This is a genomic window from Burkholderia sp. JPY481 (genome assembly GCF_038900515.1).
Classification (GTDB): domain Bacteria; phylum Pseudomonadota; class Gammaproteobacteria; order Burkholderiales; family Burkholderiaceae; genus Paraburkholderia; species Paraburkholderia youngii.
The window spans coordinates 135,601-161,027 of record NZ_JAYMRT010000012.1 but is presented as its reverse complement, the minus strand read 5'-3'; the positions used below and the strand labels follow the sequence as shown (position 1 = coordinate 161,027).

The 25,427-nt window shown below is 63.4% G+C and carries 21 protein-coding genes; 16 read left to right on the top strand and 5 right to left on the bottom strand.

Annotation, left to right across the window (positions count from 1 at the left end):
• Window positions 1-35: 35 nt before the first annotated feature.
• The 9 genes from VSR82_RS26150 to VSR82_RS26110 all read left to right on the top strand — a co-directional run bounded on the left by VSR82_RS26150 (window position 36) and on the right by VSR82_RS26110 (window position 9,580).
• On the top strand, window positions 36-1,331 hold the full coding sequence (locus VSR82_RS26150; RefSeq protein ID WP_429463583.1) for an ABC transporter substrate-binding protein: 1,296 nt from the start codon (window positions 36-38) through the stop codon (window positions 1,329-1,331).
• A 128-nt stretch (window positions 1,332-1,459) separates the two neighbouring features.
• A complete protein-coding gene (locus VSR82_RS26145) occupies window positions 1,460-2,374 on the top strand; it encodes an ABC transporter permease (RefSeq protein ID WP_429463581.1) in 915 nt (304 codons plus the stop codon).
• Between the two features lie 2 nt (window positions 2,375-2,376).
• Window positions 2,377-3,282, top strand: coding sequence for an ABC transporter permease (locus tag VSR82_RS26140; protein ID WP_410842383.1), 906 nt, complete (start codon window positions 2,377-2,379; stop codon window positions 3,280-3,282).
• Window positions 3,283-3,607: 325 nt separating this feature from the next.
• Window positions 3,608-4,702, top strand: a complete 1,095-nt coding sequence (locus VSR82_RS26135; RefSeq protein WP_410842382.1) for an ABC transporter substrate-binding protein — start codon at window positions 3,608-3,610, stop codon at window positions 4,700-4,702.
• A gap of 12 nt (window positions 4,703-4,714) precedes the next feature.
• Window positions 4,715-5,593 carry an ABC transporter permease gene (locus VSR82_RS26130; protein ID WP_429463577.1) on the top strand — a complete coding sequence of 293 codons (879 nt, stop codon included), beginning with the start codon at window positions 4,715-4,717 and terminating at the stop codon, window positions 5,591-5,593.
• 23 nt (window positions 5,594-5,616) lie between these two features.
• Window positions 5,617-6,516, top strand: coding sequence for an ABC transporter permease (locus VSR82_RS26125; RefSeq protein WP_410848468.1), 900 nt, complete (start codon window positions 5,617-5,619; stop codon window positions 6,514-6,516).
• Between the two features lie 27 nt (window positions 6,517-6,543).
• Window positions 6,544-7,329 carry an ABC transporter ATP-binding protein gene (locus VSR82_RS26120; protein WP_429463574.1) on the top strand — a complete coding sequence of 262 codons (786 nt, stop codon included), beginning with the start codon at window positions 6,544-6,546 and terminating at the stop codon, window positions 7,327-7,329.
• Window positions 7,330-7,383: 54 nt separating this feature from the next.
• The gene (locus VSR82_RS26115) at window positions 7,384-8,766 is read left to right on the top strand and encodes an LLM class flavin-dependent oxidoreductase (protein WP_410848466.1); all 1,383 of its coding nucleotides are present in this window, start codon (window positions 7,384-7,386) and stop codon (window positions 8,764-8,766) included.
• 217 nt (window positions 8,767-8,983) lie between these two features.
• The gene (locus VSR82_RS26110) at window positions 8,984-9,580 is read left to right on the top strand and encodes a nitroreductase family protein (RefSeq protein WP_429463570.1); all 597 of its coding nucleotides are present in this window, start codon (window positions 8,984-8,986) and stop codon (window positions 9,578-9,580) included.
• 87 nt (window positions 9,581-9,667) lie between these two features.
• Here VSR82_RS26110 and VSR82_RS26105 read toward each other — a convergent pair whose 3' ends face one another.
• On the bottom strand, window positions 9,668-10,615 hold the full coding sequence (locus VSR82_RS26105) for a TauD/TfdA dioxygenase family protein (RefSeq protein ID WP_429463568.1): 948 nt from the start codon (window positions 10,613-10,615) through the stop codon (window positions 9,668-9,670).
• A gap of 102 nt (window positions 10,616-10,717) precedes the next feature.
• Window positions 10,718-11,251 (bottom strand): OsmC family protein, encoded by a 534-nt coding sequence (locus VSR82_RS26100; RefSeq protein ID WP_429463566.1) that lies wholly within the window; start codon window positions 11,249-11,251, stop codon window positions 10,718-10,720.
• Between the two features lie 407 nt (window positions 11,252-11,658).
• On the opposite strand from VSR82_RS26100, the gene VSR82_RS26095 reads away from it, so the two are divergent.
• From VSR82_RS26095 to VSR82_RS26065, 7 genes are all read left to right on the top strand, one after another.
• Window positions 11,659-12,900: an SfnB family sulfur acquisition oxidoreductase gene (locus VSR82_RS26095; RefSeq protein ID WP_429463564.1), complete on the top strand. Its 1,242-nt coding sequence runs from the start codon at window positions 11,659-11,661 to the stop codon at window positions 12,898-12,900.
• Window positions 12,901-13,365: 465 nt separating this feature from the next.
• Window positions 13,366-14,574 carry an LLM class flavin-dependent oxidoreductase gene (locus VSR82_RS26090; protein WP_410848507.1) on the top strand — a complete coding sequence of 403 codons (1,209 nt, stop codon included), beginning with the start codon at window positions 13,366-13,368 and terminating at the stop codon, window positions 14,572-14,574.
• A gap of 34 nt (window positions 14,575-14,608) precedes the next feature.
• Window positions 14,609-15,670: an ABC transporter substrate-binding protein gene (locus VSR82_RS26085; RefSeq protein ID WP_429463562.1), complete on the top strand. Its 1,062-nt coding sequence runs from the start codon at window positions 14,609-14,611 to the stop codon at window positions 15,668-15,670.
• A gap of 46 nt (window positions 15,671-15,716) precedes the next feature.
• Window positions 15,717-17,336, top strand: a complete 1,620-nt coding sequence (locus VSR82_RS26080) for an ABC transporter substrate-binding protein (RefSeq protein WP_429463560.1) — start codon at window positions 15,717-15,719, stop codon at window positions 17,334-17,336.
• A 40-nt stretch (window positions 17,337-17,376) separates the two neighbouring features.
• Complete coding sequence (locus VSR82_RS26075; RefSeq protein ID WP_429463558.1) at window positions 17,377-18,426, top strand: aldo/keto reductase; 1,050 nt, start codon at window positions 17,377-17,379, stop codon at window positions 18,424-18,426.
• Between the two features lie 2 nt (window positions 18,427-18,428).
• Complete coding sequence (locus VSR82_RS26070) at window positions 18,429-20,072, top strand: ABC transporter substrate-binding protein (RefSeq protein WP_429463556.1); 1,644 nt, start codon at window positions 18,429-18,431, stop codon at window positions 20,070-20,072.
• A 23-nt stretch (window positions 20,073-20,095) separates the two neighbouring features.
• The gene (locus tag VSR82_RS26065) at window positions 20,096-21,610 is read left to right on the top strand and encodes an amidase (protein ID WP_368581565.1); all 1,515 of its coding nucleotides are present in this window, start codon (window positions 20,096-20,098) and stop codon (window positions 21,608-21,610) included.
• 27 nt (window positions 21,611-21,637) lie between these two features.
• On the opposite strand, the gene VSR82_RS26060 is transcribed toward VSR82_RS26065, so the two are convergent.
• From VSR82_RS26060 to VSR82_RS26050, 3 genes are read right to left on the bottom strand one after another with little or no spacing between them, the layout of a single operon-like run.
• A complete protein-coding gene (locus VSR82_RS26060) occupies window positions 21,638-23,374 on the bottom strand; it encodes an ABC transporter ATP-binding protein (RefSeq protein WP_429463554.1) in 1,737 nt (578 codons plus the stop codon).
• Window positions 23,375-23,419: 45 nt separating this feature from the next.
• On the bottom strand, window positions 23,420-24,400 hold the full coding sequence (locus VSR82_RS26055; protein ID WP_429463552.1) for an ABC transporter permease: 981 nt from the start codon (window positions 24,398-24,400) through the stop codon (window positions 23,420-23,422).
• A gap of 35 nt (window positions 24,401-24,435) precedes the next feature.
• Window positions 24,436-25,416, bottom strand: coding sequence for an ABC transporter permease (locus VSR82_RS26050; RefSeq protein ID WP_018436397.1), 981 nt, complete (start codon window positions 25,414-25,416; stop codon window positions 24,436-24,438).
• Window positions 25,417-25,427: the final 11 nt, after the last annotated feature.

The window sequence follows — 25,427 nt, the reverse complement described above, 5'->3', positions numbered from 1 at the left end:
TAAGCGCGAATTGAACGTCAACTGAGGAGAAAGCAATGAGTGAAACGAACGAGAGCCCGGCAGTGGCCGCAGCCGACGTGAAGGAAAAAGGCCTGTCGCGCCGCACGTTCATCAAGGGCGCGGTGGCGGCGGCCGGCATTGCCGGCTTTCCGTACGTGCATGCGCAGGAAAAGATCACGTTGCGCTACCTCGGCACCGCGGTCAATCAGAGTGCCGACATCGCGAAGAAATTCAAGGAAGACACCGGCATCGAGATTCAATACGTGCCAGTGACCACCGACGACGTCGCCAAGCGCATCATCACGCAACCCAACTCGTTCGATATTGTCGACACCGAATACTTCGCGCTCAAGAAGCTGATTCCTGCCGGCACGCTCGCGGGCATGGACGCCAAACGCATCAAGCTCGCCGACAAGATCACGCCCGTGTTGACGCGCGGTGAAGTCAACGGCAAGAAGATCGGCGACCAGGGCACCGCGCCAAAGAAGGTGATGTTCCTGACCGGCCCGCGCTCGACCGAGTTCTCAGCGACGCCGACCGAATGGATGACGCTGATCCCCACCACCTATAACGCGGACACGCTCGGCATTCGTCCTGACCTGATCAAGCGCCCGATCGACAGTTGGGCAGAACTGCTCAACCCGCAGTTCAAAGGCAAGGCGGCGCTGCTGAACATTCCCGCGATCGGCATCATGGATTCGGCGATGGCGATCGAAGCGATGGGTCACATGAAATACGGCGACAAAGGCAATATGACCAAGGCCGAGATCGACCAGACCATCAAGATCCTGATCGACGCCAAGCATGCTGGCCAATTCCGCGCGTTCTGGAAGGACTTCAACGAAAGCGTGAACCTGATGGCGTCGGGCGAAGTGGTGATCCAGTCGATGTGGTCGCCGGCGGTGACGAAGGTGCGCACGATGGGCATCGCGTGTAAATTTCAGCCGCTCAAGGAAGGCTATCGCTCGTGGGCCTCGGGCTTCGGCTTTCCGCGCTCGCTGCAAGGCAAGAAGCTCGACGCCGCGTACGAATTCGTCAACTGGTTCCAGGACGGCTGGGCCGGCGCCTACCTGATGCGCCAGGGCTACTACCCCGGCGTGATCGAGACCGCGAAGACGCACATGCAGCAGTACGAATGGGACTACTGGATCGAAGGCAAAGCGGCCGCGCAGGACATCAAGGCGCCGGACGGCCAACTGCTCGAAAAGGCCGGCGCCGTGCGGGACGGCGGTTCATACACCCAGCGCATGAGTGCGATTGCGTGCTGGAACGCGGTGATGGACGAGAACATCTACATGGTTCAGAAGTGGAACGAGTTCATCGCGGCCTGATCGACGCCGCGGCTCGATGTGCTTGCCGGGGTGTGACGCGCCGGCAAGCACGGCTCCTTTGAGCAGCGTAGTCATTTCTCGTTCTCGCGCAGCGATGCGCCGCGCAGTCATTCGATAGATACCCGCCCATGGCAACCATCGACCTTCCCTCGCACGCGCAGGACACGCCCGTCAAACATCGCCGCGCACCGGCATGGTTGCAGGCGACGCCGCTGTCGCTGACCTTCCTGCTGTTTTTCGTCGTGCCGCTGGTCATCACGCTGATCGTCAGTTTCTGGGACTTCAACGAATACCAGATCATTCCCGCGTTCACGCTGAAGAACTACACCGCGATCTTCAACGGCTGTTCGTCGATGACGGACGTTTGCGTGACCTTCAAGACGTACTGGTCGACGCTCAGGTTCTGCGCGATCGTGTGGGCAATGACCTTGCTGCTGGGCTTTTCGATCGCCTACTTTCTCGCGTTTCACGTACGCACGACGAGCATGCAGACGGTGCTGTTCCTCGTCTGCACGATTCCGTTCTGGACCTCCAACGTGATCCGGATGATTTCGTGGATGCCGCTGCTCGGCCGCAATGGCCTCGTCAATCAGGTGCTACTCGGCGCGCATCTGATCGACCAGCCGCTCGAATGGCTGCTGTACTCTAACTTCTCGGTGGTGCTCGCGTTCGTCCATCTCTACACGTTCTTCATGATCGTGCCGATCTTCAACGCGATGATGCGCATCGAGCGGTCGCTGCTCGAAGCCGCGCGCGATGCCGGTGCGAGCAGCTGGCAGGTGGTACGCGACGTGGTCCTGCCGTTGTCGAAGACGGGCATCGTAATCGGCTCGATCTTCGTGATCACGATCGTGATGGGCGATTTTCTGACCGTCGGCGTGATGGGCGGGCAACAGATTGCATCGGTGGGCAAAGTCATTCAGGTGCAGACCGGCTACCTGCAATTTCCCGCAGCGGCAGCCAATGCGATCATTCTGCTCGCCGTCGTACTGATGATCGTGTGGGGTTTGACGCGGGTCGTCGATATCCGCAAGGAGCTGTGAAAATGCAGGCCATTCGCGTCAAGCATCGGGAACGCCGTCCAGCCAGTTTCTACTGGCTTGCGCTGCTGTTCGGCCTGTTCGTGCTGTTCTTGTATGGGCCGGTGATTACGATATTCATTCTGTCCTTTCAGGGCCCCGAGGGCGGCCTGACGTTTCCGATGCGCGGTGTCTCGCTGCATTGGTTCGCCGCGTTGCGCGACGGCGTCGGCGATGTTGATATTTGGGGCGCGTTCGGACGATCCGTGCGGCTCGCGCTGGCGGTCACGGTGCTGACGGTGCTGTTTTCAGTGGCGGCGGGCCTCGCCTTTCGTCGAAAGTTTCGCGGCGACACGGCGGTGTTCTACGTGTCGGTCGCGAGTCTGATCATGCCGTCCATTATTGTGTCGCTTGGGATCGGTTTGACGTTCCGGCTGCTCGATAATGGGGTGAAGTACCTCGCGTCGGCATGGGGGTATCAATCGTTTTCCGATAGCTATACGACGTCGATGGGCCTGTTCACTTCCGCGCTCGGAGCGCATTTGACGTGGACGCTGCCGTTCGGTTTGTTGGTGATGTTCGCGGTGTTCAACCGCTTCAATCCGGCCTATGAAGAGGCGTCGCGCGATCTGGGCGCGACGCCGTGGCAGAGTTTCCTGCATGTCGTGCTGCCGATCATCGGACCGTCGGTGGTCGGCGTCGCGATGTTCGGCTTCACGCTGTCATGGGACGAGATCGCTCGCACCTCGCAGGCGATCGGCGATCAGAACACGCTGCCGCTCGAGCTTCAGGGGCTCACCACGTCGGTGACGACGCCGGTCATATATGCGCTCGGCACGATGACGACGGTGTTGTCGTTGACCGTGATGGGCGGGTGTCTGCTTGCGGTGAGGGTGTTGGCGCGTCGGCGCGCAGTGGCAGGGTTGAAATGACTCGTGGCGTGGCCGCGTGGCGAGCGCCAAGCGCCATTGCACGCTCACTGCTAAGAATCAGCGAAATGCTTCGTTGCTAGCGCCCCGCGTCCTCCCGTCTAGTGGATGCCATGCTATACGCGATGCCGACTTCGTTCAAAGTGATGCACCCGCGCTGCGACACGTATTTACCTGTCCCAACGGCTCCTTTGGGCAACGGTTCTCTCTCCGGTCCGAAAAGCATGGCAGCGCATATACATAGCTGCATTGCTTTCTTGTCCCGAGCAACAGCGTCGACAAGAATGAGCATTCCACGACCACGCCGCGCTACACGTCGCCCCGACCAATGGCTAACCAGAGCTCTCGGAACCTTCTGCAAATCCTCTCACTGCTGAAGTGCACATTACTCGCCGCAGCTTTGGCACTCACGGCATCGGCCGCCCACGCGGACAAGCCAACGGTGATCCGCATCGGCGTCGCGCAGCAAGGTGCCGGCGACCCCCCAACCTTCGGCGGCTCGCCCGCCGCCACCGTGCAGCAGCTTCAACTGCTCGAAAAGGAGTTCGCCGCCGACGGCATCAAGGTCGAATGGCTCTTCTTCAAGGGCGCGGGCCCCGCTGTCAACGAGGCCATTGCCGACAAGTCGCTCGACTTCGCGTTTCAGGGCGATCTGCCGTCCGTGCTCGGCCGCGCGAACGGATTGAAGACGCGCATCCTGCTCGAATCGGGTGTGCGGGTCGGCGTCAAGATCGCCGTGCCGCCCGACTCGCCCGTGCAGACAATCAAGGATCTGAAGGGTCGGCGCGTGTCGATCTTTCGGGGCACCAACCTGCAGATCGTCGCGGACAACCTGCTCGCCGCAAACCAGCTCGACGAGCGCGATCTGCGCGTGATCAATCTCGATTCGGCCAGCGCGCTCGCGGCGCTGTCCTCCAAGGGCATCGACGCGTCGGTCAGCGACTATCACCTCTACAAACTGCGCGACCAAGGTCTCGCCAGGATCGTCTTCGAATCGCAGACGGCCGGTCCACAGTTCACCCGGCAATCGCACCTGCTAGTGATCGACGATTTCGATCGCGCCCATCCCGATATCGTGCAACGGGTCGTCAACGTGTTTGTCAAAGGCGCGCAATGGTCGTCCGATGAAGCGAACCGCGACGCGCTGTTCAAACTATGGGCGAAGAGCGGCGTCAGCTACGCGTCGTGGCAGTCGGAGCTCGCGAACCAGCCGCTGAAGTCGCGCAACTCGCCGCTGATCGATCCTTTCATCGTCGCGCGCTACAAGGCCGTGGCGGGCGATGCGCTGAGGCTCAAGCTGATCCGGCAGCCCGTCGACGTCGACGGTTGGTTCGAGCCGCGCTATCTCGACAACGCGTTGCACAGCCAGTCGCTCGACCACTACTGGACGCGTTACGACGCGCAAGGCAAACCCCTCGGATGACCGGAGTCGACAATGAGCAAGGTGCTTGGCGAATGGTCCCACGCCGCGGCGCACGCAACCGCGCGCCCCGCGGCCAAAGCGAACGACAGCAACCCGAAGGCACGCGCAAACCTGCAGCGACGCGCACGCGCCGTAGGCTGGCATCTCGCACCGTGGCTACTGCCCGCCGCGCTGTTCGCGCTGTGGACCGTTGGCTGCGAACGCGGCTGGATCGCGCCGCAAATTCTGCCGCCGCCGCAGATGGTCTTCGACACGTTGTACGAACTCGCGCGCAGCGGCGACCTCGCGCACCACACGGTCGTGAGCCTGCAGCGCGTGCTGCTGGGCTTCGGCGCGGGCACGCTGGCCGGTTTCCTGATCGGTGCGGCGCTCGGTATGTCGCGAACGCTCGAATCGTATGCGTTGCCGGGCTTCAATGCGCTCGTGCAGATTCCCGTGCTCGGCTGGCTGCCATTACTGCTGCTGCTCGTGGGCGTCGGTGAGCCGCTCAAATACATCCTGATCGCGCACGCCGCGCTCGTGCCCGTCACGCTGAGTGCCATGCAGGGCTTTCGCCAGACGCCCGCCGCGCTCGATGAAGTCGCGCGCGGATTCGGCTATGGCCGCTGGCAGCGCATCGCATACGTCGTGCTACCCGCCGCCGTACCGACGCTCGCCACCGGCGTGCGGCTCGCGTTCACGAAAGCATGGCTAGCGCTGGTCGTCGTCGAACTGGTAGCGTCGTCAGAAGGGCTCGGCTATCTGATCGTCAATGGACGACAGCTCTTTCAACTCGATCTGGTGATGGCGTCCGTCGTGATCGTCGGCGCGATCGGCTTTGCGATCAACCGTCTGCTCGATGCGCTCGAAGCGCGGCTGCGGCGCGGCCAACCTTCGGCGTTTCGCGAGTAAGCGCTGTAGTTCGGGGACTTGTCATGTCACTCACTTCTGCTTCCGACGCGCTGCGCCGCTTCCTTGAGCCGCGGCGAAGTGCTCCACCGCCATGCGGTTGCGAAGCGCCGGCGAGGCAAACTCGCGTGTCAGCGCTTCGGAAGCGCCTGGGCACATTCAACTGGCGCGGACTGGTGCTGCCGCTCGCGGTGTTCGCATCCTGGTGGCTCGTGTCGGCGTTGCATATCGTCAAGAGCGGCCTGCTCGTGAGCCCCGCCGATGTCGCACACACCGCGTGGCAGCAAGTCGAAAGCGGTGCATTGCTGCGCGCGCTGTCGGCTTCGCTGGCGCGCGAGGCGAGCGGATTCGTCATCGGCACGGCGGGCGGCCTGCTGCTCGGCTCGGCGCTCGGGCTCTCGCGCCTTGCGACGCGGCTGATCGGGCCGACGTTCGATACGTTCAAGCAGATCTCGCTGTTCGCGTGGATCCCCCTGATCTCCGTCTGGTTCGGCCTCGGCGACATGGCGAAGGTCGTGTTCCTGTCGCTCGCGGCATTGCTGCCGGTCGCCGCCCATACCTGCGACGCCATCCATGCGGTGCCGCGCCGCTATATCGAGGTCGCGCGCGCGTTGCGCTACTCGCGCATCCAGCTGATCCGCTACGTGATTCTGCCCGCCGCGTTACCGTCGATTTTCACCGGTCTCTATCTGGGGCTCATCTATTCGTGGCTCGCGACGCTCGGCGCCGAGTATCTGCTCGTTGCAGGCAGCGGCATCGGCAATATGCTGATCGACGGCAGCGAGCAGTTCCGGATGGACCTCGTGCTATTCGGCATCATCGTCGTGGGACTGACGGGTTGGGCGCTCAACGCACTGGCGCGCGGCGTCGAGCGACGAGTGATCGCGCGCCGCAGCGGTGCGCCGCGCGAACGCGCCGTAGCTTGAAGCGGCTCAACAACAGGAAGCGAACTCATGACCACCACGATTTCCGAAGGCATCCGCATCCGCGGCGTCAGCAAGCGCTATGCGCGCCAACCCGATGCGGACGACGACCTGCTCGTGCTCGATGACATCTCACTCGACATCGCGGCCGGCGAATTCATTAGCGTGCTCGGCGCCAGCGGCTGCGGCAAGTCGACGCTGCTGCGGCTAGTCGCCGGACTCGACACCGACTATCGCGGCGAGATCAGCGTGGACGGCGAGCGGGTGCACGATACGTCGCTCGAACGCGGCATCGTGTTTCAGGATCACCGGCTGTTTCCGTGGCTCACAGCCTCGCAGAATATTCTCGCCGCGCTGCGCAACGCGCCGCTTTCGCCGCAGCAGAAGCGCGACGCGGTGTCCGAGCACGTCGCACTCGTCGGACTGCAAGGCTTCGAGCATGCGTATCCGCATCAGCTTTCCGGCGGCATGGCGCAGCGCGTGGCGATTGCGCGCGGGCTCGTAAATCGCCCGCGCGTGCTGTTGCTCGACGAACCATTCGGGGCGCTCGACGCCCTCACGCGCACACGTTTGCAAAACGAGTTGCAGCGGATCTGGAACAGCGAGCGCATCACGATGATCCTCGTCACGCATGACGTCGACGAAGCGATCCATCTTGGCGATCGCGTGGTGACGATGGCGCCGCGCCCCGGCCGTATCAATCGTATTACGCAGGTTGGCTTGCCGCGGCCGCGTGACCGCAGCGACCCGCGTTTCGTGCAGTTGCGCGAACGGATCCTCGCGGATTTCTCGGAGCGCGCCGAAAACGCACGCTGACATCTGCGCCGATCAACACGATCTTTCCTCAACGTCGGTCACAAGGAGCGAGCAGTGAGCGCAGCATCACAACATAAACGACAGATGAGCCTCGGTGCATTCCTGATGGAGACGGGCCATCATATCGCCGCGTGGCGTCACCCCGACACGCATGCGGCGGGGGGCCTGGACTTCGCCCACTACGCGCAGCTCGCGCGCATCGCCGAGCAGGCCAAATTCGACGCGATCTTTTTCGCGGACAGCGTCAGCGTGCGCGATACGCATCTGCCCTCGCTGTCGCGCACCGCGCGCGCCGATCACTTCGAGCCGTTGACGCTGCTGGCCGCGCTGTCGGTCGTGACGGAGCGCATCGGGCTGATCGCGACCGTGTCGACCAGCTTTAACGAGCCGTACAACGTCGCGCGCAAATTCGCGTCGCTCGATCATCTGAGCGGTGGCCGATCGGGCTGGAACCTCGTCACCTCCAGCACGGAAACGGAAGCGCACAATTTCAGCCGTGACAAACACCTCGATCACGCGGTGCGCTACGAGCGCGCGAAAGAGTTCTACGACGTGGTCGCGGGTTTGTGGGACAGTTGGGAAGACGACGCGTTCGTGCGCGACAAGGCGAGCGGCATCTATTTTGATGCCGACAAACTGCATGTGCTTGACCATCGCGGCAAGCATTTCAGCGTGCGCGGACCGCTGAACGTCGCGCGTTCGCCGCAGGGTTGGCCAGTCGTCGTGCAGGCGGGCGCGTCGGAAGCCGGGCGCGAGCTGGCTGCGCAAACGGCCGAGGTGATTTTCGTCGCGCATCAGACGCTCGACGAAGCGCAGCAGTTCTACCGCGACGTCAAAGGACGGCTCGCGCGTTACGGACGCGCGCCCGAACACCTGAAGATCATGCCGGGCATCTTCCCGGTGATCGGCAAGACGCAGCAGGAAGCGCGCGACAAGTTCGACGCGTTGCAGGAGCTCATCGATCCGGCGGTCGGTCTCGCGTTGCTATCGAACATGTCCGGCGGCATCGACCTGTCGCAATATCCCGTCGACGGACCTGTGCCGGAGCTACCCGAAACCAATGGCGGCAAGAGCCGGCAAAGGCTGCTGCTCGACCTCGCACGGCGCGACAACCTGACGATCCGCGATCTGTATCTACGCATCGCGGGCGCGCGCGGACACCAGCAGGTGATCGGCACGCCGCAGAGCATCGCCGACCAGTTGCAGCAATGGTTCGAAGAGGAAGGTGCGGACGGCTTCAACATCATGTCGCCGTGGCTGCCGGGCGGACTCAGCGAATTCGCCGATACGGTCGTGCCGGAATTGCAGCGCCGTGGACTTTTTCGCACCGAGTACACGGGCAGCACGCTGCGCGAGCATCTGGGGCTGGCGCGTCCGGTCAATCGCTATACGCAGACAGCGCGGGAACGCAGGGAACTCGCGGTGGCCGCTTCCTGACCAGGGCACGCCGGCGAGCCGCCGAATGCGCATTGAGACGCGCATCGTCCGGCAGGATGCCGTTGCGGCTCAAGATGCATGCGCTGAGCGAACACGCTTCGCTCGGTTGTTCATGTGCACTGCACGCGCGGACAGCGGCGTGGCGCCAGTCGCCGTCCTGACTCCGGCGGGCGTACACGCGTAAGCATCGCCCCTCTCTCCCCTCAATGGCACAAACATGACCACCTCGAACTCCCGTACCGCCGAGTATCCGATCGACAGGCAATTTCTCGAACGCTGGTCGCCGCGCGCGTTCACGAACGACACCATTCCAGAATCGACGTTGCTAACCTTTCTCGAAGCGGCCCGCTGGGCGCCCTCCTCGTATAACTCGCAGCCGTGGCGGTTCGTCTATGCGCGCCGCGACACGGAGCACTGGACGCGCTTTCTGGGCTTCCTGAACGAGTTCAACCGCGGCTGGGCACAACATGCCGCCGCGATCCTGATCGTGCTGTCGAAGCGCACGTTCGCGCCACCGGGGGCCGCAACGGAAGTTCCGCTCGCGTCGCATTCGTTCGATACAGGCGCCGCGTGGGGTTATTTCGCGCTGCAGGCAAGCCTCTCGGGGTGGAAGGCACACGGCCTTGCCGGCATTGAACGCGAGCATATCCGCGCGGAACTCGCGATCCCCGAGGACTATGCGATCGAGGCGGCCGTCGCCATCGGCCGCGCTGGCGACAAGGCTTCGTTGCCTGAAGCCCTGCAAAAGCGCGAGACGCCGAGCCCGCGCAATCCGCTACCGACATTCGTCGCGGAAGGCCGTTTCGCGCTCTGAGCGCGCCGCTTGCGGGGCGCGTCGCCGTCACCGGGCTTCGCGGCGCGCGCTTCAACGAACTCGACCGCCCCACGAGCGACCTGCGGCTCAGTTCAGCGCAATGGCTGCGGCCGCTCCCATCGGCGAACCTTCGAGCGACACCGACGGCCTTCCGTCTGGCCCGACCGGCACGTCACCAACGAGCGTCGTGCGATACAACTGACGGTCGAAGTCGAGATCGAAGATGTCGGTCGGCGCGAGATGTGCAGTCGTGCGGTTGTCCCAGAACGCCACGCTGCCGGCTTCCCATTTGAAGCGCACGGTGAATTCCGGTCGCGTGACGTGCTCCCACAGCAGTTCGAGCAGCACCTGGCTTTCGCGCGGCGTGACGCCGGCGATCTGCTTAAGAAAGCCGGGGCTCACGTATAGCGCGCGCTCGCCGGTCTCGGGATGCACGCGCACAATCGGATGCTCGCTGACGAGGGTATGCTGCTCGACCGCCGACGCAAACGCGTCAGTGCCTTTCACGCCTTGCGGCGGCGCAAAGCGATGCACGCCGCGCAGACCGTCGACGAACTTGCGCAGCGGTTCGGACAGCTTTTCATAGGCTATGACGAGGTTCGTCCATTGCGTGTCGCCACCGTACGGCGGAATCGTGACACCGCGCAAAATCGACGCAAACGGAGGATTGACGGCGGCCGTCACGTCGGTGTGCCAGCCTGTCCATGGCCGCAGCAGTGGTTGCCCTTCGAAGCGCGTCGCCTTGCGAAACTTCGAGATCGAGTAGACCTGTGGGTGCCCTTCGACGTGGCCGAATACCGGGTGCCCGACCGTCAGTTCGCCGAATTGCGCGGAAAACGCAACGTGCTGCTCATGGCTTAGAAACTGCTCGCGAAAGAACAGGACGCGCCACTTCAGCAATACGGCGCGGATCGCCCGAACCTGTTTCTGATCAAGCGGTCGGGTCAGATCGACTCCGCTGACTTCGGCGCCGATATGCGCCGACAGCGGGCTGATCTGGAATTCGGCTTCCTCCGTAATGCGGGCTGCACTCATCATTTCTCTCCTTGGTCGCGGCGCTTGTCGCGCGACGTGCGTCGGGGTATTGGTGACGTGGCGCCGTGCAACGCGCAGAACGCCACGCGCATGGAACGCTAGCTACGCCGCGCTGACGTGCCGCAATTCACCGACGATCGACTGCGGGTTTTTCAGCAGGTTGTAGATCGGGCAAACCGCCTCCACCGCTTCATGCAGCGCGCGAATCGCTTCGGGTGACTCCGGCGACACGATATCGAGCGTATAGCGCAGGTTGTGCGGAAAGATCGGCACATGCTCGAAACCCGGTTGCTGTGCGAGCGGATGCTGTTCACCGGTCACTTCCACATCGATTGAATCGATCCGCAACTGCCGCTCGGCAGCCTGAATCAGCGTGATATGCGTGAGGCAACTTCCCAGCACACCGAGCTGTAATTCAGGCGATGCTGGTCCGAGGTTGTAGCCGGCGAAATCAGCGGGGCTGTCGCTGATGACCTGAAAGTCACGAATGCGGATTTCGCGTACGCCACTGCGTCCCAAGGCACGCACATTGGCTTTCAGCTGGTTAGCCTTGATATCCGGGTCGTTGCGCGCCGCTTCGCGTTTCGCGAGCCACGCAATGCGTTTGTGCTGAAGGTACTCGTTTAGCGTCGTCATGAATGAATGGTCCGATCGATCGTTGAAACTGCGAGTAGGATTCGCCGAAAAGCATAGCCAGCTACCGTGGATACACCAACGAAGCGATTCTGCTTTGCTTACATCCATGTATCGGTTTCGCTGTCTCCCGATCAAGGCGCATATAAGAATAGAAATTATTGTTTGTTGTCCAATGGATTCATTTACCGGTACATTTTTTTGCTCAGCGCTGCCTTAGAGAGGTTCTGCTCTAAAGCGAACGTTGTATGTCAAAGCATCGTTATGTCTGTAAAAACCGATTTTCTTTCGCCACAGGCACTGAGCCGTCGTCGTGACCTCGGAAGAAGCCGACACCGCATCACTCGTTTAAAGGCGATCCCGCGTTAAGCCTTAGCCCCGTTCCCGAATGCACTGCCCAGGAGTCGTCGATGACCGCCCACGCTTCAGACGTCGTGTTCCAGGAGAGCGCCCGAGCTACCGCACGCGCCTATTCACCGGCGCACGTTCTCAAATCCGACGATGAAGCGCTGCACACCGCGCGAACGCTCGCCCAGCGCTTCGCGCTCGACGCGGCGCGTCGCGATAGCGAACGCGTCCTGCCTTTCGCCGAGCTCGATGCCTGCTCCGGTGCGGGACTGTGGGCCATGACGGTGCCGCGCGAATACGGTGGAGCACAAGTTTCATACGCGACGGTTGCGCGCGTATTCGCGATCCTCGCGCAAGCCGACCCGTCGATCGCGCAGATCCAGCAGAACCATAACAGCGCGGTGTTCTGGATCTGGAAAACCGGCAACGCGCGACAGCGGTCGTTCTTTCTCGGCGAGATTCTGGGCGGTGCTCGCTTTGGCAATGCGAATGTCGACGTCGGCGGACGGCAACCAGGCGGCTCCGCGATGACCATCACACCGGATCAAGACGGCTTCCGGCTGTCCGGCACCAAACTCTATTCGACCGGCGCGCTTTTCGCCGACTATGTGTCGACCATCGGTCAGGACCAGGAAGGACGCCGCACGGTGGCGGTGGTGCCGGCCGGTCACCCAAGCATGAAGATCATCGACGACTGGCAAAGCTTCGGGCAGAAAACCACGGCAAGCGGAACTGTGATTTTCGACGATGTTTGGGTGCCCGCGCTCAACGTGCTACCGATTCACCAAAGCTACGCGCACTGGCCGCAAAACGCGGTCACACAGATCAGCCATGTCGGCATCGACGCGGGCATTGCGCGCGCCGCAATCGATGCGACGATCGCCTTTATTCGGGAACGCGACGCGGCTTCGTCGTCGAGCGCCATCTCGCCCCTCAGCGCCGATCCCTATGTGATCCATCAGCTTGGCGAATTGACGACGCGTCTGCACGCGGCCGAAGCGATGATGGAACGCGCCGGTCGCGAGATCGATCGCTGTCTCGCCGATATTGGGCCAGACTCGATTGCGGCCGCGTCCATCGCCGTAGCGCAAGCCAAGGCATTGACTACCGAAATCGCAATCGAAGCGAGCAGCAAGCTGTTCGAATTGGCCGGAACCCGCTCGACGCATCCGTCGCTCAATCTCGACCGGCACTGGCGCAACGCGCGAGTTCACACCGTGCATGATCCGGTGCGCTGGAAATACGCCGCTGTTGGCAACTTCTATCTTAACGGCGTGCGTCCTTCACCCACCGGTCAGACCTGAAACCCACGTGCGCGCTCGCGACGCGAGCATTCGGCAACTCCGGCAACGTGGGCTGCATCGTCCAGCAGGCGCCAGGCGGACATAACGACTAGATCGCCGCACAACCGTCGGGGCCGAACCGCGAGGGCATTCTGGTCCTCCGCGAGGATATCGACGGTTCCAAAGAAGCGGCTGCCTGGGCAAAGGCGCATTCCGAGGAAGTCGCCGCGGCGCTTTCCACATCCTCTGGAACGAGCAGCGCTGACTGACGTCCACAGAGCAGTGCAATGCCTCAAATGAAAAGAAGAATTCATTGTTTTGCGTTGCAAACCTTGCGTGATCTACTGTGTTATCGGGATCCCTCATGCCTTGCTTTCAGGTGTGATTCGCGCGCCAGGCGCCAACCACTATGCAAGATAGCCGAGCGCTTGAAAGAACAAGCGCCTTTTACGTCAAACGGCACGGACAATAACTGTGACCCAATCCATTTTCGCCGCTCAACCGCAAGCGCCGGCGCAGTCATTGGACAGCAAGCGCGACGCTACGCCCTTCGTACCGGTGCGCTCGCCTGTCGAATTCAACGATAGTCCGGTTGCCCGGGCGCTCGAGCAGCCGTTGCTGCTCGGCCTATTCCTGCCGATTCAGGCAGGTGGCTGGAGCGCCTCGACGTTGCCTCGCACGACCGACTGGAACTTCGACTACAACCTGGCGCTCGTGCAAAAAGCTGAGAGCCTCGGCTTCGATCTGGTGTTCGCGCTGTCCCAGTGGCTGCCGAAGGGCGGCTATGGTGGCGTGTTCAACGGTCAGGCCCTCGACTCGTTCATGTCGCTCGCGGCGATGACCGCGCGCACCGAACGCATCATTCTTGTTGCTACCAGCCATGTGCTTTATGGCCCGTGGCATCCGTTGCACTTCGCGAAGTTCTCCGCGACGCTCGATCACATTTCAAAGGGGCGCTGGGGCATCAATGTCGTGACCGGCCATCGCGCGGTCGAGCACGAAATGTTCGGCTGGCAGCGCATCGAACATGACCGACGCTATGAACTGGCGGGCGAGTTTCTCGACGCGGTGCAACAGCTCTGGTCACAACCGGAGAACTTCAGCTTCGTTCCCGAGCTGTCGAGCTGGAAGCTCGACAAGGCGTTCGTCACGCCAAAGCCGCAATACGGGCGCCCGCTGCTCGTGAATGCGACGGGATCGGATGCAGGGATCGACTTCGCCGCGCGTTACTCGGACGTCGTGTTCATCACCAGCCCCGCTGGCTCTGAAATCGAAGCGGCGCTGACGGCGTTGCCGGCCCACACGGCGCGCGTGAAGGCGACGGCCGCGAAGTACGGACGCAAAGTCCGCACTCTGATCAATCCGATGGTGATTTGCCGCGACACCGAAGCCGAAGCACTCGCTTATCGCGACGCGATCGTCGCGCATGGCGACGAAGGGAGCTTCCATCGCTTCGATAGTGACGCCCACGCATGGCGAGGCAATGCCGAGCAGCGAAACCAGGCGGCCGCGAGAGCAGTCGGCGGCAACATCTCGATCGTCGGCTCGCCGCAGCAGATTGCCGAATACATCGTGCGCCTGCATCGCGCGGGTATCGACGGCGTGCAGTTGAGCTTCTTCGACTTCCAGCCGGACCTCGACTTCTTTGGCGCGCGCGTGCTCCCGCTGCTACGTGAAGCGGGCCTGCGCCTCTGACTGCCCCGCCATCTCCGAATGCAAAGGTGATTGAATGAGCCGACTCTGGTACACCCGCTGCCCTGCCCCGACGCCGTTCGGCATAACCATACAGAAAGGCTGGCTCGAACAGGAATTCGCCGCCGACGGCATCGACGTCAAAGCGCTCCAGGACGCCGACGACGCCACCGTGCGGCGCTCGCACTTCACGCACACGCAGCCATGGTCGTTTCGGCAGGGTGGCAATATTCCCGCGCTATGGGCGCGCTCACAAGGCAGCGATACGCGACTGATCGGCGTGAGCTGGGTGGATGAATTCCAGGCGCTGATCACGCTCGACCGGCAACTCGATGCCAGCGCGCAAGCGCTTGCAGGACGCCGCTTCGGCTTTCCGCTCAATACACGCGCAAGCGTGGTCGACTTCCATCGCGCGACTGCCCTGCGTGGCTTCACGTCATTGCTCGGCGCGCTTGGCGTGCAACTCGAAGACGTCGATCTGGTCGACCTCCCGCATACGCCGCGCGGCCTCGAAGACGCCAAGCCCGCTGCCGATGCCCCGCTCGCCGACTGGCTGGACGCGCAGCGCTCTCACGAATTCGCCCGCGAAGCCGAAGCACTGCTGCGCGGCGAGGCCGACGTCGTGTTCGTCAAAGGCGCGACCGGGCTCGATATCGCAAACCTGCTGAACGCGAAGATCCTGATCGATATCAGCGCCCAGCCGAATCGGCTGCTGCACGCGAACAATGGTACGCCGCGGCCGTTGACCGTCGACGCGCAACTGCTGCGCGAGCGCCCCGATCTGGTCGAGCGGGTGCTGGCCCGCACGCTGGACGCGGGTGACTGGGCGCAACGCCATGCCGGCGACATTGCGCGCTACGTGGCGCGCGAAACGCGCAGCGCGGAGCACTGGGTCGAGCGAGCCTATCCGGGCGGGCTACATCGGCAATTGAGCATCGGACTCGATCCGCAAGCGTTGGCGGCGCTCGCCGACTTCAAGCATTTCCTGTTCAAGTGGGGATTCATTCCAACGGACTTCGATTTCGACGCGTGGGTCGATCCCGCGCCTCTGCGTGGCGCACTCGCGCGCCGTGACACGACTGCTCACGCCACGGTCTGAGCGGGTTCCCGCTTTCTTCCCTTCTCTCTTCTCGCACAACCATACGATGGCATACGTCACATCGCAGGCGGCGCCGCGCCGGCGCGGCGCGCGCCTTGTCAATGGCGCGCTCGGATTCGCGGCCGCGCTCGTCGTCGCGTTCTCTGTTTCTCACGCTCACGCCCAAACGCGCGGCGGCACACTCAATTTCGTCGTCACGCCGGAGCCCACCGCTCTCGTCGATCTCGCGACGACCGCGACCAATGTGCTGAAGGTCAGTCCAAAAGTCGTCGAAGGTCTGCTCGAATACGACTTCAGGTTGCAGCCGAAAGCTTCGCTCGCGACGTCGTGGGAAGTCAGCGACGACAGCCGCAAATACGTTTTTCATTTGCGTCACGACGTGAAATGGCATGACGGTCAGCCCTTCACGTCCGCCGATGTCGCGTATTCGATCCAGACGCTCAGGCAAGTCCACCCGCGCGCCAAAACCACCTTCGCGAATGTCACCGCTGTGACGACGCCGGACCCTTATACAGTCGTCGTCACGCTGTCGAAGTCCGCGCCGTATCTGATCAAGGCGTTCTCGTCGTCGGAAACGCCGATCGTGCCTAAACACATTTACGAAGGCACCGACCCGCTGACCAACCCAGCCAATAACGCGCCGATCGGCACGGGCCCCTTCCGCTTCGTCAAGTGGGTGCGCGGCAGCTACGTCGAATATGCACGCAACGACGACTACTGGGACAAGGGCAAGCCCCTGCTCGACAAGATCGTCGTCAAGGTCATCACCGATCCGGCCGCGCGCACTGTCGCGTTCGAAGACGGCTCCGTCGACCTGAGCGGCGACACGCCCGTGCCGCTCTCAGATATCGAGCGGCTGAAAAGCAATCCGAAGCTCGCGCTCGACCAGCGCGGCTATGAGTTCCAGGCTGGTGTGACGCGCATCGAGTTCAATCTCGACAACCCTGTACTGAAGAAACTCGAAGTGCGTCAGGCGATTGCGTCGGCGCTCGATCGCGACGTGATCCGCAAGGTAATCTTCTACGGCTATGCGACGCCGCTCGCCAGTCCGATCATTCCGACGAGCCCCTACTACGACCCGGCACCTACGCCGTATCCGTTCAACGTGGAGCGCGCCAACGCGCTGCTCGACGAAGCCGGCTATCCGCGCAAGGCGGACGGTACGCGTTTCGCGCTGACCGTCGACCCGCTGCCGATCGGCGATCTGCCCACGCGCACCGCCGCTTATGTGAAATCCGCACTGGCGCGGGTCGGCATTGCGGTCACCGTGCGCAGCCAGGATTTGCCCGCGTATCTGAAACGTATCTATACCGATCGCGACTTCGACTTTTCGATCAACGGCATGAGCAACCTGTTCGATCCGGTGGTCGGCGTAGCGCGGCTCTATACGAGCAACAACTTCCGGCGCGGCGTGCCGTTCACGAACGGATCGCACTATAGCAACCCGCAGATCGACCTGCTGTTCACGCAGGTCGCCGAAGAAACCGATGAAGGCAGACGCAAGCAGCTCTTCTCGCAGATTCAGCGCATTCTCGAACACGATCTTCCGGACATCAACCTGGTGTCGCCGCAATACCTGACCGTGTACTCGCGCGCGGTCCATAACCATACGACGGGCCCGGACGGCGTGTCGGCGAGTTTCGCCGACGTCTGGCTGCAACGCTAAAACGCTTTCGCCTCAAACTCTCTCACGGAATTCGACTCTCATGGAATACAGACAACTCGGTCGCAGCGGTATCAAGGTCTCGGCACTGACTCTGGGCACGATGATGTTCGGCGGCCCCACGGACGAGGCCACCGCTGCACGTATCATCGAACAGGCGCTGGAACAGGGTGTCAATTCGATCGACACCGCCGACGTCTACGCCAAAGGCGAGTCGGAACGCGTGGTCGGCCGCGCGATTTCCGCACAGCGCGAGCGCTGGGTGCTGGCGACCAAATTCGCCAATCCGCTCGATGAGCGCGACGTCAATGCGCGAGGTGCGTCGCGCAAACATATCGCGCGCGCCGTCGATGCGAGCCTGCAGCGGCTCGGCACCGACTACATCGACCTGCTGTACATCCATCGCGAAGATCATCAGACGCCGGTCGAAGAAACCGTGCGCGCGCTCAACGAGCTGATCCGCGCTGGCAAGCTGCGCTACTACGGACTGTCCAATCATCGCGCGTGGAAGATCGCCGAGTTCAGCCATACCGCCCAGGCGCTCGGACTCGACGCGCCTATCGCAAGCCAGCCGCTCTACAACATCGCGAACCGCCAGGCCGAAGCCGAGCAATTGACGGCGGCGCATCGTTACGGGCTCGGCGTCATTTCGTATAGCCCGCTCGCGCGCGGCGTGCTGACGGGCAAATACGAACCGGGCGCGACGCCCGGCGCCGACACCCGCGCGGGGCGTAGCGACCGGCGCTTGCAGCAGACCGAGTGGCGTCCCGAATCGCTCGAACTGGCGCGGCGCGTGCGTGAGCATGCGCAGGCCCGCGGTCTTTCTGCCGGTCAATTCGCGCTCGCGTGGGTGCTCAATAGCCGCTACATCAGTTCGACGATCGCCGGGCCTCGCACCGAGGCGCAGTGGCAGGACTATCTGCCCGCGCTCGCCTACCGCCTGAACGCTGAAGACGAAGCCTTCGTCGATTCGCTCGTGACGAGCGGACATCCGTCCACGCCGGGTTTCAACGATCCGGGGCATCCATTTTTTGGTCGCCTCGCGCGTCACGGCGAGGTTGAAGCCGTCCAGACGCCGCTTCAACAGGGTTAGCCATGCGCTTAGATCGCCGGCATTTCATCCAGAGCTCACTGGCGCTTCTGTCCGCCGGCGCGCTGGACTCCTCGGTGCGCCTCGCACATGCGGCCAGCGCCGCTGCTTCGTCGAGCGCGCTTGCCGGAGCCAACGCCGCGCCCGTACAGGGCGGAACGCTGACCTACGCAGTGCAACAGGAACCGCCGTCGTTGGTGTCGCTGCTCGACACCAACACGGTGATCCGCAACATCAGCGCCAAAATCACCGAGGGACTCTTGCGCTATGACGCGCAGTTCAGGCCGCAGCCGTTGCTTGCCATCGCGTGGAGCACGAGTGCCGACGGTCTGCACTATACGTTCAGGCTGCGGCCCGGCGTGAAGTGGCACGACGGCGAGAACTTCACATCGGCCGACGTGCGTTACTCGATCCTCACGCAAAAACGTCTCGGTCCGCGCGGGCGCATCACGCTCGCGAACGTCGAACGCGTCGACACGCCCGATCCGTTGACGGCCGTGATCGTACTCGGCAAACCAACGCCGTATCTGATCAAGGCTTTGTCGTCGGCGGAGTTGCCGATCGTGCCGCAGCATCGCTATGGCGACGGCGATCCGCTCACGAGCCCCAATCTGAGCGCGCCGATCGGCACCGGTCCATTCGTGTTCGATGAGTGGGTGCGCGGCAGTCACATCAGCCTGCGCAGAAATGCGAACTACTGGCGCGCGGGGGCGCCGCATCTCGACCGTGTGGTCTATCGGATCGTGCCCGACCAGGCATCCATCTCGGCCGCGCTCGAAACGGGCGAAGTCGACGCCGCGGCCAATGTAGGTCTGGCCGATCTCGGGCGGCTCGCGAAAGTGCCGTATCTGAAAATCGACGACAGCTACGACGCGTACCTGAACAACGCGGCCTTCCTCGAATTCAACCTGGAAAATCCGGTGCTTGCGCAGCTTCCGGTTCGCAAGGCAATCGCGCATGCGATCGATCGGAACTTCATCAAGGACAACGTGTTCTACCGGCGCGCGAGTGTGGTCGACTCGCCGGTGCCAGCCGTCTTGGCGGCCTACTACGACGACAGCACGTTCCACTATCCGTTCGACATCGACGCCGCGAACCGTCAGCTCGACGCAGCGGGTTATCCAAAGCAGGCGGACGGTCAACGCTTCGCGCTGAAGATCAACTACATCAGCGGCGCGGATTTTCGGCGCGCGGCGGAGTATCTGCGCGCCGCATTGGCGCGCATCGGCATCAAGGCGACGATTCTCGACGGCGACCTGCCAACCTATTTGCGCCGCGCGTACACGGCACGCGAATTCGATTTGAACCTGAATGGTCTCGGCCGGTTGTATGACCCGACCGTCGGCGTGCAGCGCATCTACTGGTCGGACGGCGTCCGGCATCCGCTGATCTGGATCAACGCGTCGCATTATCAGAACCCGCAAGTGGACGAGTTGTTTCGCGCGGCCGCGACCGAAACCGACGAGACAAGGCGCGCGGCCGCGTTCAAGGAAGTCCAGCAGATCGTCGGCCGCGACCTGCCGGTGTTGCCGCTCGTTACGGTGCCCTCGGCATTGCAGGTGTATCACGCGCGCGTGCACAACCTGAACAATAGTATTGACCTGACCGCCGGCGATTTCTCCGACACCTGGATCGAACCGAAAACCTGACAAACCGACGAGGGCCTCGAACAATGAGCACACCAGAACTGGACGACCCGAAATCCGCGCTACTGAATGCGCTGACCTTTGCGAGCGCGAAGCAACAAGCCGACGCGCTGGCCGAGGGCCGCGTTTCCGCGGTCGACCTGCTGGAACACAGCCTCGCTCGCATCGCGCGCTTCGATGACGTATTGAACGCCGTGGTCGCGCGTGACTTCGACGCAGCGCGCAACGCCGCCCGCGAAGCCGACGCGGCGCTTACGCGTGGCGAGCGACGGCCGCTGCTCGGCGTGCCGATTACAGTGAAGGAATCGTTCGATGTTGCCGGGCTAGTTACTAGTGTCGGCAACCCGTCCTACGCGGATAATCGCGCCGAACGCGATTCGCTCGCCGTCGCCGCGTTGCGTGAAGCGGGCGCGGTGATCATTGGCAAGACCAACGTGCCGCTCGGTCTCGCAGATCTGCAAAGCTATAACGAAGTCTACGGGCTGACGCGCAATCCGTGGGATCTGGAAAGGACGCCCGGGGGATCGTCGGGCGGCTCGGCGGCGGCGCTCGCGGCCGGCTATGTCGCCCTCGAACTGGGCTCGGATATCGGCGGCTCGATTCGCATTCCCGCGCACTTCACCGGCGTTTTTGGCCATAAGCCGAGCTACGGCCTCGTGTCGCTCGCCGGCAGCGGTGTGCCGAGAGGACGTGCGTCCGCACGCGATCTCAGCGTGGCGGGCCCGCTCGCGCGCAGCGCGGCTGATCTCGAACTCGCACTGGATCTGCTGCTCAACCGCGATCCGCTGACGTCCAAGGCATGGCGCGCCACGTTGCCACCTGCGCGCCACGCACGGCTCGCCGAGTTCCGGGTGCTCGTGCTCGACACATGGCCAGGCACGCAACGCAGCCTGTCCGAGCGCCTCGTGATCGAGCGCGTGGTCGAGCGGTTGCGCACGCAGGGCGTGTATGTAAGCCGCCCCGCCGATCTGCCGCAGGGGCTCCTACCCGATCTGGTGCGTGCGCATGCGCTGTACCGGACGCTGCTCGGCTCGTCGCTCGCCGAACCGCCTGTGCCGAGCGAAGCGGCTCGACAACGCCTCGCGGCGCTTGCCCCCGCTAACGAGAGCGCCGACGCCGCGTGGCTGAGGGCGCCATACCTCGCGCACCGCGACTGGCTCAAAGCCGACGAGCAACGCCATGCATTGCGTCACCAGTGGGAGCGGCTTTTCAAAGCATTCGACGTGATCGTCACGCCGGTCGCTCCGGTCGCCGCGTTCCGTCACAACCATCAGGAGCCGAAAGACGAGCGCACCTATCCGGTCGCCTTCGACGACGGCGTGCGGGACGTGCGCTTCCTCGATTTCTTTCATTGGGCGGGTCTGCCCGTGCTGCCGGGGTTGCCGGCCACCAGCTTTCCGCTCGGTCTCGATGACGACGGCTTGCCCGTCAGTGCGCAAGCCGTTGGCCCGTGGCTCGAAGACCGTACGCCGATCGCGTTCGCGCATTTGCTTGAACAAGCGTATGGCGGTTTTGTCGTGCCGCCCGGATATGGGGCGTAGGCCGTCGCCATCGCGCGACGGGTGAGGTCAAGCCGCCCGCGCGTCGTCGAAGGTCTTGCCCGGAATCGCGTCGAGCAACGTACGGGTGTAGGGATGCTGCGGCGCACGCCAGATATCGCGGTGGTCTCCGCTTTCGACGATCCGACCTGCCTGCATCACATGCACCCGGTCGGCGATGTAGCGCACCACGGACAGGTCATGCGAGATGAACAGGTACGCGAGCCCGAGGTCGCGCTTCAGATCGACCAGCAGATTGAGAATCTGCGCCTGAATCGACACGTCGAGTGCGGAAACCGGTTCATCGCAGATCAGCAGATCCGGTTCGAGGACCAGTGCCCGCGCAATGCCGATGCGCTGCCGCTGCCCGCCGGAGAATTCGTGCGGATAGCGGCCGAGCGCCGAACTGGGCAAGCCGACGCGGTCCAGCATCGCGGCGATGCGTGTGCGGCGCTGCTGGGCGTTACCGATCCGATTCACCACGAGCACGGTGTCGAGAATCTCGGCCACGGTGCGGCGCGGATTGATCGACGAATACGGGTCCTGAAACACCATTTGCACATGGCGCCTCAACGGCCGCAATTCGCGTTCACCCAGCGGCGCGAGATCGGTGCCTCGCAGGCGGATTGCTCCCGCGGTAGCCGGCACGAGCCGCAGGATCGCTTTGGACAGCGTCGATTTCCCGCAGCCGGATTCGCCCACCAGGCCGACCGTCTCGCCGCGCGCGATCGTCAGCGACACGCCATCGACCGCGTGCAGTGCGGGTTGGCCGCGCCGCTGCGGATAGTCGACGCGCAGATCCTGCAATTCGAGCAACGGCGTGGCGCTCACTGCGTTGCCTTCCAATGACGCATTGCTGTGCGCGTCCGCTTTGACATCCGCCACATGGAGCCCGGCGCGCGGCGAGCGCGGCAGCACGGTAAAGGAAGGCCCGCCGTCTTCGGCGATGCCATGACGGATTTCCGGCAGCTTCCAGCCGCGATAGTGCAGATCGTCCGCGAGATTCAGCGACGCGCCCAGCAGACCCCGCGTGTAAGGATGCTGCGGCTGCGTGAAGAGCCGGGCGACCGGCGCTTCTTCGACTTTTTCGCCCGCCAGCATCACGGCCACGCGATCCGCATGCTTCGCGACGACGCCGAGGTCGTGGGTGATCAGCAACAAGGACATCGACAGCTCCCGCCGCAAACCGTCGAGCAGCTCGAGAATGTGCGCCTGAATCGTGACGTCGAGCGCCGTGGTCGGCTCATCCGCGATCAGCAGACGCGGGCGGCATGCCACCGCCATCGCGATCATCACCCGCTGCCGCTGCCCGCCGGACAACTCGTGGGGATAGTCGAACACCCGGCGTTGCGGCTCGGGGATCTGCACGAGTTCGAGCAATTCGACGGCGCGCTTTAACGCGGCCGCCTTCGACAGATCTTCATGCTGACGCAAGGTCTCGACGATCTGAGCGCCAATCGACAGCACCGGATTGAGCGACGTCATCGGCTCCTGGAAAATCATCGAAATCTGCTGGCCGCGGACCTGGCGGATTTCGCGCGGCGACAGGTCGAGCAGCTCATGGCCATCGAAGCGCAAGCTACCCGTCACGCGTCCCGGCGCGGGCACGAGACGCATCAGCGACAGCGCCGTTGCCGATTTGCCGCAACCGGATTCGCCGACGAGCGCCAGCGTCTCCCCTTGCGCGATGTCGAAACTCAGGCCGCGCACCGCTTCGTGCGTGCCGAAACTGACGCGCAGATCGCGTACTTCAAGCAGGTTTGCCACAGAGCGTCCTCGATTACATTGTGAGCCGCGTGAGCCGCGGGCTCTTCAAGCTCGTTCCCGCAGGCGCGGATTGAGCGCGTCGTTCAGACCGTCGCCGAGCAGGTTCAGCGCGAGCACCGCCAGAACAATCGCGGCACCTGGCACGGCCGTCAGATACCAGGCGGTACGCAACGAGTCACGGCCCGCGCCGATCATGCCGCCCCAGCTGACCACGTTCGGGTCTCCCATGCCGAGAAACGACAGCGACGACTCGATCAGGATCGCACTCGCCACCATCACGGACGCGGTCACGATCACCGGTGGCAACGCGTTCGGCAGAATCTCGCCAAAAATGATGCGTGCGTTGCTGAAGCCCTGGCTGCGCGCGGCAAGCACGAAGTCCGAACGGCGCAGGCTGCGAAATTCGGCCCGCACGATCCGCGCAACGGTGGGCCATGACGCAATGCCGATCGCCAGCGCGATGATCGTCACGCTCGGATGACCAATCGCGACGATCACGATGACCAGCAGAAAAGACGGCACGGTTTGAAAGAGTTCGGTAATGCGCACCAGCACATCGTCGATCACCCCGCCGAAGAAACCTCCCGTCGCGCCAACCAGCGTACCGATCACGAGCCCGATGCTGGCCGCGCTCGCGCCGATCAGCAGCGACACGCGCGCGCCGTGCGCAATGCCGGCGGCCACGTCGCGTCCGAGCGAATCCGTGCCGAGCCAGTATTGCGGATCGGTGCCCGGCCATACGAACGGCGCCGCCACCATATCGAGCGGATCGCCCGGAAACAGATGTCCCGCGCCCAGCGCAAGCGCGATGAACGCCGCGAGCAGCGCGAAACCCCCGAGCGCCGAGCGATTGCGCAGCAGCGCGCGCCACACGCCGAGCCCCGCCGCACCGTGCGGAGCGTGGTTCGTGGCAGTCGCCGCGCCGTCGCGCCGGAAACCGAATAGCGCGCCGCCAAGCTGACGCCGCCATGTGGAAGCACGCGGTTCGGGCGGCGTGGAAACCAGATTGGAAGAGTCGGAAGCCATGTATGCCTTGGGGGAGAAATCGCCGGTGCGTGCGATCACGCGACGCGCGGATCGAGCCACGCCTGCAAAAGATCGACCAGCACATTCGCCAGGATCACGAGCATCGACGACAGCAGCAGCACGCCGAGCAGCACGCTGAAATCACGCGCCATCACCGCATCGAGCGCGAGGCGGCCCAGTCCTGGCCAACTGAACACCGTTTCGGTCACCGCGGCGCCACCCAGCAAGGTGCCAAAGTGAATGCCGACCATCGTTGTGAGCGGCATCAGCGCGTTGCGCAGGACATGCCGCACCGTCACACGCCACGGATGCAAGCCCTTGGCCTGCGCGGTACGCACGAAGTCCTGGCGCTGCACTTCGAGCATCGCCGCGCGCGTAAGCCGTGCGTAGATCGCGATGAAGAACGTCGCCAGCGTCGCGGCAGGCAGCAGCACGTGCTTCAGCGCATCGATCACGTAGGCGGCGCCGTGAAGCTGCGCGCCGAGCGTGATATTGCCGCCGCTCGGCAACCAGCCCAGATGCACCGAGAACAGCACGATCGCGAGCAGACCGATCCAGAAGCCGGGTGTCGAGTAGAACAGCATAGCCACGACGGACAGCACGCGATCGGGCCATCTGCCGGCCCAATGCGCCATCACCACGCCGAGCACTACGCCCACGACGATCGCGACCGATAGCGCGACGCCCATCAGCAGCAGCGTATTAGGCAGGCGCGAGAGGATCAGTTGCATCACCGGCATGTCGTAGCGCGGCGAATAGCCCAGACTGAAGTGCGACAGATGAGCGAGGTACGACCACAACTGGTGCAGCACCGGTTGATCGAGGCCGAACTTCGCGCGCAATACCTGCATCGTTTCCACCGTCGCCGAGCCGGCTTCGCCGGCCAGCACATCCGCGGCGTCGCCCGGCATCAGCTTCAGCAGGAAAAAGTTCAGGATCACGATACCGATCACCGTCGGTAGCGCCTGCCACGCGGTACGCCGCGCGATCGCGGCAAAACGCAAACCCCTGCTCATCGTGTCGCTCC

Bases quoted from the DNA above. Each gene is read 5' to 3' on its own strand.
- VSR82_RS26150 (WP_429463583.1), top strand. From the start codon at position 36: ATGAGTGAAACGAACGAGAGCCCGGCAGTGGCCGCAGCCGACGTGAAG.
- VSR82_RS26145 (WP_429463581.1), top strand. From the start codon at position 1,460: ATGGCAACCATCGACCTTCCCTCGCACGCGCAGGACACGCCCGTCAAA.
- VSR82_RS26140 (WP_410842383.1), top strand. From the start codon at position 2,377: ATGCAGGCCATTCGCGTCAAGCATCGGGAACGCCGTCCAGCCAGTTTC.
- VSR82_RS26135 (WP_410842382.1), top strand. From the start codon at position 3,608: ATGGCTAACCAGAGCTCTCGGAACCTTCTGCAAATCCTCTCACTGCTG.
- VSR82_RS26130 (WP_429463577.1), top strand. From the start codon at position 4,715: ATGAGCAAGGTGCTTGGCGAATGGTCCCACGCCGCGGCGCACGCAACC.
- VSR82_RS26125 (WP_410848468.1), top strand. From the start codon at position 5,617: ATGTCACTCACTTCTGCTTCCGACGCGCTGCGCCGCTTCCTTGAGCCG.
- VSR82_RS26120 (WP_429463574.1), top strand. From the start codon at position 6,544: ATGACCACCACGATTTCCGAAGGCATCCGCATCCGCGGCGTCAGCAAG.
- VSR82_RS26110 (WP_429463570.1), top strand. From the start codon at position 8,984: ATGACCACCTCGAACTCCCGTACCGCCGAGTATCCGATCGACAGGCAA.
- VSR82_RS26105 (WP_429463568.1), bottom strand. From the start codon at position 10,615: ATGAGTGCAGCCCGCATTACGGAGGAAGCCGAATTCCAGATCAGCCCG.
- VSR82_RS26100 (WP_429463566.1), bottom strand. From the start codon at position 11,251: ATGACGACGCTAAACGAGTACCTTCAGCACAAACGCATTGCGTGGCTC.
- VSR82_RS26095 (WP_429463564.1), top strand. From the start codon at position 11,659: ATGACCGCCCACGCTTCAGACGTCGTGTTCCAGGAGAGCGCCCGAGCT.
- VSR82_RS26085 (WP_429463562.1), top strand. From the start codon at position 14,609: ATGAGCCGACTCTGGTACACCCGCTGCCCTGCCCCGACGCCGTTCGGC.
- VSR82_RS26080 (WP_429463560.1), top strand. From the start codon at position 15,717: ATGGCATACGTCACATCGCAGGCGGCGCCGCGCCGGCGCGGCGCGCGC.
- VSR82_RS26075 (WP_429463558.1), top strand. From the start codon at position 17,377: ATGGAATACAGACAACTCGGTCGCAGCGGTATCAAGGTCTCGGCACTG.
- VSR82_RS26070 (WP_429463556.1), top strand. From the start codon at position 18,429: ATGCGCTTAGATCGCCGGCATTTCATCCAGAGCTCACTGGCGCTTCTG.
- VSR82_RS26065 (WP_368581565.1), top strand. From the start codon at position 20,096: ATGAGCACACCAGAACTGGACGACCCGAAATCCGCGCTACTGAATGCG.
- VSR82_RS26055 (WP_429463552.1), bottom strand. From the start codon at position 24,400: ATGGCTTCCGACTCTTCCAATCTGGTTTCCACGCCGCCCGAACCGCGT.
- VSR82_RS26050 (WP_018436397.1), bottom strand. From the start codon at position 25,416: ATGAGCAGGGGTTTGCGTTTTGCCGCGATCGCGCGGCGTACCGCGTGG.